5 protein-coding genes and 1 pseudogene are annotated in these 6,484 nt (G+C 76.4%); 4 read left to right on the top strand and 2 right to left on the bottom strand.

Annotated elements, in window-relative coordinates; translation table 11 throughout:
• Nucleotides 1–1,303: pseudogene (locus E1265_RS37465) on the bottom strand (hypothetical protein); the annotation flags it as partial.
• A gap of 322 nt (nucleotides 1,304–1,625) precedes the next feature.
• Here E1265_RS37465 and radA point away from each other — a divergent pair.
• The 4 genes from radA (at nucleotide 1,626) to E1265_RS31705 (ending at nucleotide 5,989) form a co-directional block, all read left to right on the top strand.
• On the top strand, nucleotides 1,626–3,062 hold the full coding sequence (gene radA, locus E1265_RS31690) for a DNA repair protein RadA (protein WP_132934418.1): 1,437 nt from the start codon (nucleotides 1,626–1,628) through the stop codon (nucleotides 3,060–3,062).
• 36 nt (nucleotides 3,063–3,098) lie between these two features.
• Nucleotides 3,099–4,223, top strand: a complete 1,125-nt coding sequence (gene disA, locus E1265_RS31695; RefSeq protein ID WP_132934419.1) for a DNA integrity scanning diadenylate cyclase DisA — start codon at nucleotides 3,099–3,101, stop codon at nucleotides 4,221–4,223.
• 49 nt (nucleotides 4,224–4,272) lie between these two features.
• Nucleotides 4,273–4,878: a hypothetical protein gene (locus E1265_RS31700; protein ID WP_132934420.1), complete on the top strand. Its 606-nt coding sequence runs from the start codon at nucleotides 4,273–4,275 to the stop codon at nucleotides 4,876–4,878.
• Nucleotides 4,879–5,041: 163 nt separating this feature from the next.
• Nucleotides 5,042–5,989 carry an A/G-specific adenine glycosylase gene (locus E1265_RS31705; RefSeq protein ID WP_132934421.1) on the top strand — a complete coding sequence of 316 codons (948 nt, stop codon included), beginning with the start codon at nucleotides 5,042–5,044 and terminating at the stop codon, nucleotides 5,987–5,989.
• Here E1265_RS31705 and E1265_RS31710 read toward each other — a convergent pair.
• The coding region (locus E1265_RS31710; protein WP_132934422.1) for an NAD(P)-binding domain-containing protein at nucleotides 5,928–6,484 on the bottom strand (557 nt) is incomplete at its 5' end. The genes E1265_RS31705 and E1265_RS31710 overlap by 62 nt on opposite strands.

Here is a 6,484-nt window from a genome sequence, read left to right on the forward strand (position 1 = left end):
CGGGAGCGGGGGCGGGGGCGGTCCACTCGGCCACGCCCCCGTCCGGCGTGGGCCCGCCGCCGTCCGGCACCGGCTCGGCGCCCGGGACGGCGCCGTCCTCGGCGGTGGCCGCGGTGTCCTCGCCGTCGACCACGTCGCCGATCACGGGCGCCGAGCGGTAGGCGGCCCACAGCGCGAGCACGGGCGCGGCCAGCACGGTGGCCACCACCGTGGTCGTCACGGCGCGGCCCCGCAGCCGCTCGCGGCGGGCCGCCCGGTCCCGCTCCTCCACCGGGAAGCCGAACCGGTCGTAGCGGGGCCCGTGTTGGGCGCGGGCCCGGTGGATCGCGAGCCTGGCAGCGCGCACGGCGGTCAACGGGGCGGCCAGCACGGTGAGCCGGCCGGCGCCGCCCGGCGAGGTGCCTGGCCAGCCGACGCCGGCCATCGCCCGCTGCGCCACGAGACGGCAGGACGGGCACTCGTCGACGTGCCGCACCAGCTCGCCGCGGAGCCCGGGGCCGAGCAGCAGCATCCGGTCGTCGCCGGAGAGCGCGGCGACGGCCGGGCAGCCGGCCGCGTCGACGGCGGCCAACGCGGCCCTGGTGCGCTCGACCTCGCAGGCGGCGGTGGTGAGCAGGGCGTGCGCGGCCGAGGTGGTGAGCCGCAGCACGCGGGCGACCTCGGGCACCGAGAGCTGGTGGCGGACGGCGAGTTCGAGGGCCTCGCGTTGCTCCCGGGTGGTGCCGGCGGCCTCGGGCCAGGCGAGCGCGGCCAGCTCGCGCCGGCGGTGCCTGGCCTCCGCGTCGTCGCCGACGGCGCGTGGGCCCGCCGTGCCGCCGTCCCGGTCGGCGGCCAGCCGACGCACGCACACCCAGCGGGCGAGCGCGTAGAGCCAGGGGCGCTGGAGCTCGGGCGCGGCGGGGCGGCGGGCGCGCTCGTGCTGGCGCTCGGCGAGCGCCAGCACCTCGCCGAGGGCGGCGGTCGCGGCGTCGTGCTCGCACATGATGGACAGGCAGTAGGTGAAGAGACCGTCCAGGTACGCCTCGTCGTACGCCGGGCCCCGCGCCGGCCCGCCGGCCGCCGGGCGAGCGCCGCGCCGCCGCCCGGTCGCGGCCGCTGAGCCGGCCTTCCGCCGCCGGTCGTCGCGCCGCCGGTCGTCCCGGCGGCGGTCGTCGCGCCGCCGGTCGTCGCGCTCACGCCCGACACGCTGGAACTCGACCTGCGCACGGTCAGCGGGCGCAGGCTCCGCACGCGACGCTTGGGCAAGCGCGGCCTCGACGCGCTGGCGGTCGGCACGCCAGGGCTCCGCACGCGAAGGCGTCACGCGTTGCGGCTCGACGCGCGGTGGCTCAGCGCGTGCCCCACGCTCTGGCGGGGCGCGGTGCGCGTCGGCGCGCGGCTGTTGGACGGGTGGCGCGGCGCCGCGTGCGCCGGCGCGCGCGGCGCGGCGGGACGCGCCTTCGAACCGGTAGGCCGGCAGGCCGGAACGGTAGGCCGGCAGGCTGGAACGGCGGGTCATCACCCAGCGACCGTAGGCGCCCGAAGGTCGCGCACCACGCCACCCGCGCGAGGTTCCCCCCATCGGGTGAGTTCAGGATGACAGGGGCCACGGTGAGGTGTCAGTGCCAGCCGGTAACGTTCCGCGCATGGCTCGCAAAGCTGATCGTCCCGCGTACCGGTGCACCGAGTGCGGCTGGTCCACCGCCAAGTGGCTGGGCCGCTGCCCCGAGTGCCACGCCTGGGGCACGGTGGAGGAGGTCGGCGCGGCGCCCGCGCTGCGCACGTCGCCGGTGGCCAGGGTCGCCTCGCCGGCGCTGCCGATCGGGCAGGTGGACGGGCATCGGGTCACCGCCAGGGGCACGGGGGTGCCGGAGCTCGACCGGGTGCTCGGCGGCGGTCTGGTGCCGGGCGCGGTGGTGCTGCTGGCCGGCGAGCCGGGCGTCGGGAAGTCCACGCTCCTGCTCGACGTGGCCGCCAAGGCGGCCTCGGCCGAGCAGCCGACGCTCTATGTCACGGGCGAGGAGTCGGCCGGCCAGGTGCGGATGCGGGCCGACCGGATCGGCGCCATCCACGACCATCTCTATCTCGCCGCGGAGACGGACCTGGCGTCCGTGCTCGGCCAGTTGGACGTGGTGAAGCCGGCCCTGCTGGTGCTCGACTCGGTGCAGACGGTCGCCTCCGCGGAGATCGACGGCGCGCCGGGCGGCATGGCGCAGGTGCGCGAGGTGGCGGGCGCGGTGATCCGGGCCTCCAAGGAGCGCGGCATGGCCACCATCCTGGTGGGCCACGTCACGAAGGACGGCGCGATCGCCGGTCCCCGGCTGCTCGAACACTTGGTGGACGTGGTGCTCCACTTCGAGGGCGACAGGCACGCCAGGCTGCGTCTGGTGCGCGGCGTGAAGAACCGGTACGGCGCCACGGACGAGGTGGGCTGCTTCGAGCTGCACGACGAGGGCATCACCTCGCTCGCCGACCCCTCGGGCCTCTTCCTCACCCGGCGGGACGAGCCGGTGCCCGGCACCTGCCTCACGGTCACGCTGGAGGGCCGCCGGCCGCTGGTCGCCGAGGTGCAGTCGCTCACGGTGGCCACCCAGATCCCCTCGCCCCGGCGGACCACCTCGGGTCTCGAGACCTCGCGGGTGTCGATGATCCTCGCGGTCCTCGAACAGCGCGGCCAGATAGCGGCGCTGGGGAAGAACGACATCTACACGGCGACCGTGGGCGGGGTGCGCCTCTCGGAGCCGGCGGCCGACCTGGCCGTCGCCCTGGCCCTGGCCAGCGCCGCGAGCGACACCCCGCTGCCGAAGAACCTGGTGGCGGTGGGCGAGGTGGGGCTCGCCGGCGAGGTGCGGCGGGTCACCGGGGTGCAGCGGCGGCTGACCGAGGCGGCGCGGCTCGGCTTCACGCACGCGCTGGTGCCGGCGGACTCGGGCGAGGCGCCGCCGGGGATGCGGGTGATCGAGGTCGCGGACATCGGGGAGGCGCTGCGGGTGCTGCCCGCCCGCCGTCCCAGGCGGCCGCGCGAGCCGGCCGACGAGGCGCCGGCGGCAGAGCCCAGCCGGGGAGCGGAGGCGCGCCGGTAGACTCATGCGCATTCGTCTCGTTCCCCGGAGGATTGCATGGCAGCCAGCGACCGGCCGGCGGGGCCGGCCAGGGCCGGGGGTGGCTCCGGAGGTGAGGGCCTGCTCCGGGCCGCGCTGAGCGCCGTGGCCCCCGGCACCCAGCTGCGGGACGGCCTGGAGCGCATCCTCCGAGGGAACACGGGCGGCCTGATCGTCCTCGGCGTCGACCGCACGGTGGAGTCGCTGTGCACGGGCGGCTTCGTGCTGGACGTCGAGTTCACGGCGACGCGGCTGCGCGAGCTGTGCAAGCTGGACGGCGCGGTCATCGTGGACCGGGACATCTCCCGGATCGTGCGGGCCGGCGTGCAGCTGGTGCCCGACCCGAGCATCCCCACCGAGGAGACCGGCACCCGGCACCGCACCGCCCAGCGGGTCTCCATCCAGACGGGCTTCCCCGTGGTCTCGGTCAGCCAGTCGATGCGCCTGGTCGCGCTCTACGTGGACGGCCAGCGGCGGGTCCTCGAGGACTCGGGCGCGATCCTGTCCCGCGCCAACCAGGCGCTGGCCACCCTGGAGCGGTACAAGCTGCGGCTCGACGAGGTCACCGGCACGCTGTCCGCGCTCGAGATCGAGGACCTGGTGACCGTGCGGGACGTGGCGGCGGTCGCGCAGCGCCTGGAGATGGTGCGCAGGATCGCCGCTGAGATCGCCGAGTACGTCGTTGAACTCGGCACGGACGGCCGGCTGTTGTCGCTCCAGTTGGACGAGCTGATCGCCGGCGTCGAGCCCGAGCGGCAGCTGATCGTCCGGGACTACATCCCGGACGCCGCCGGCAAGCGCTCCCGCCGGGTCGCGGCCGCGCTCGCCGACCTGGACGCGCTCGGCCACGTCGAGCTGCTCGAACTGCCCACGGTCGCCCGCGCGTTGGGCTACGGCGCCTCCCCCGAGGCACTGGACACCACGGTCTCGCCGCGCGGCTTCCGGCTGCTGGCCAAGGTGCCGAGGCTGCCGGGCCTGGTCATCGACCGCCTCGTCGACCACTTCGGCGGCCTGCAGAAGCTGCTCGCCGCCAGCGTGGACGACCTCCAGGCGGTGGACGGCGTCGGCGAGACCCGCGCCCGCTCGGTCCGCGAGGGCCTCTCCCGGCTGGCCGAGTCCTCCATCCTCGAGCGGTACGTCTGACGCTCCGCCGGACGAGTGCCGCTGGTCCCAGGCGATCGCGTGGCTCGCGGTGCCGCCCGCCGGCACGGCCGTCGGCACGGAGCCGGCGCCCTCCGGGCAGTGCGCCGAGGACCACACCAGGTTGTCCTCGGCGTCCGAGAGGGTGAGCGTCAACCGGTCGAGCCCGAAGTCCAGCGCGCAGGCCGCGCCCGAGGCGTTCTGCGCGGTCAGCCGCAACTCCGGCTCGTCGTCCGGGCCGTACGCGTTGGCCACGCTGCGCAGCGAGAGCGTGACCTCGCCCGGGCCGCAGGCCGGCAGCCCCGCCGGGTCGGGCGCCGCGCCGCCGCCGCTCCCGCCCGCGTCCGTCTGCTGCCCGCCGCCACCGTCGGCAGCCCCCGCGTCCTCGCCCGAGCCGTCGCCGTCACCGCCATCGGCGGCCGCCGAGCCGTCCTCCTCGTCGGCCGTTGACTCCTCACGGCCGCCCGGGCGTTCGTCGATCAGCGACTCCGAGGGCTGCGGCGATCCCGGCGTGATGGTCTCGGCGGGACCGCCGTCGCCGTCGTTGCCCGCGTTGTCCGTGCCATCACCCCCGCCCCCGCCACCGCCGCGCAGCGCCCAGAACACGAGCAGCGCCACCAGCGCGAGCAGCAGCACAACGGCCCTGCGACGCCAGTAGATGGAGGAGGGCAACGGCCCGACCGGAGTACGCAGAGATCCCACGCGGAAACCTTACGAGACTTCGGTCACTCTCTCGCGCCCCACCCTTCGCACTACGCGGGTCAACACGCGCGCGCGGTCCGCTTTGTGCCGTGCCCGCGACATGCCAGGATCGCCTTGCCATGACTGCGACGACTGCGACCACAGCCACCGACACGAGCACCGCCACCGGCGCGCCGACGCCAGCCGACGACCACACCGCCCTCCACTCCCGCGTCATCGAGTGGTTCGGCAAGCATGCCCGCGACCTGCCCTGGCGTCGGCCCGAGGCCGGCGCCTGGGGCGTGATGGTCAGCGAGTTCATGCTCCAACAGACGCCGGTCAACCGCGTCCTGCCGGTATACGAGGAGTGGCTCAGGCGCTGGCCGCGCCCCGCCGACCTGGCCGCCGATGCGCCCGGCGAGGCGGTGCGCGCCTGGGGCCGCCTGGGCTACCCGCGCCGGGCGCTCCGCCTGCACAGCGCGGCCGCCGCCATAGCGGAACGGCACGGCGGCGAGGTCCCGACCGACCACCACCAGTTGCTCGCGCTCCCCGGCGTCGGCGAGTACACGGCGGCCGCGGTGGCGTCGTTCGCCTACGGGCAGCGGCACGCGGTGCTGGACACCAACGTGCGGCGGGTGTTCGCCCGCGCGGTGACGGGCACCCAGTTCCCGCCCAACGCCACCACCGCCGCCGAGCGCAAGCTGGCCCGGATGCTGCTCCCCGAGGAGCCGGCGACCGCCGCCGGTTGGGCGGCGGCCACCATGGAGCTCGGCGCGCTGCTGTGCACGGCGCGCACGCCGGGGTGCGAGCGCTGCCCGATCGCCGACCTGTGCGCCTGGCGTCGCGCGGGATCGCCGCCCCACGAGGGCCCTGCCCGCCGCGGCCAGACCTACGCCGGAACCGACCGCCAGGTGCGCGGCAAGCTGCTCGCCGTGCTGCGCGAGGCCGTGGCGCCGGTGCCGCAGTCGGTGCTCGACCGCGTCTGGCACGACCCCGAGCAGCGGGCCCGCGCCCTGTCGGGCCTGCTCACGGACGGCCTGGCCGAGCGCCTGCCGGACGGTCGCTACCGCCTCCCGGGCGCGCGTTGAGCGTCGGCCGGTCCCCGTCCGGCGCCAGCGGCGGCACCACCGTCCTCGCGTCGACCCCGGCGAACCACAGTCCGATCAGATAGGCCGCCGTCGCCTCCAGGAGTCCCGCCCGGTCGAGCCCACCGCCCGGGACGGGCACGCACCCCAGGTTCGCGACCAGCCGCCCCACCGTCTCCGCCGCCGCCTGGTCGTCCCCGCAGACCGGCACCCCGAGCGGCACCGGGCCCGGGGCCTGCCGCCAGAACTCGCTGCTGGCCAGGTTGAACGCCTTCACCACCCGGGCCCCGGGCGCGGCGGCCGCGATCCGCTCCGCCATGGCGGGACCGCCGGCCGTGGCCAACGCGACCCTGCCCGGCACCAGCGGATTGGTGCAGTCGATCACCACCTTCCCGTCCAACGGCCCCGCCTCCTCCACCACCTCGACCGCGACCTGACTCGGCACGGCCACCAGCACCACGTCCCCGAACGCCGCCGCCTCCCGGAGCGCGCCACGCC

The organism is Streptomyces sp. 8K308 (assembly GCF_004348315.1).
Classification (GTDB): Bacteria; Actinomycetota; Actinomycetes; order Streptomycetales; family Streptomycetaceae; genus Streptomyces.

Excerpts from the sequence above, each read along its gene's own strand:
- radA (WP_132934418.1), top strand. The coding sequence starts at position 1,626 with ATGGCTCGCAAAGCTGATCGTCCCGCGTACCGGTGCACCGAGTGCGGC.
- disA (WP_132934419.1), top strand. The coding sequence starts at position 3,099 with ATGGCAGCCAGCGACCGGCCGGCGGGGCCGGCCAGGGCCGGGGGTGGC.
- E1265_RS31705 (WP_132934421.1), top strand. The coding sequence starts at position 5,042 with ATGACTGCGACGACTGCGACCACAGCCACCGACACGAGCACCGCCACC.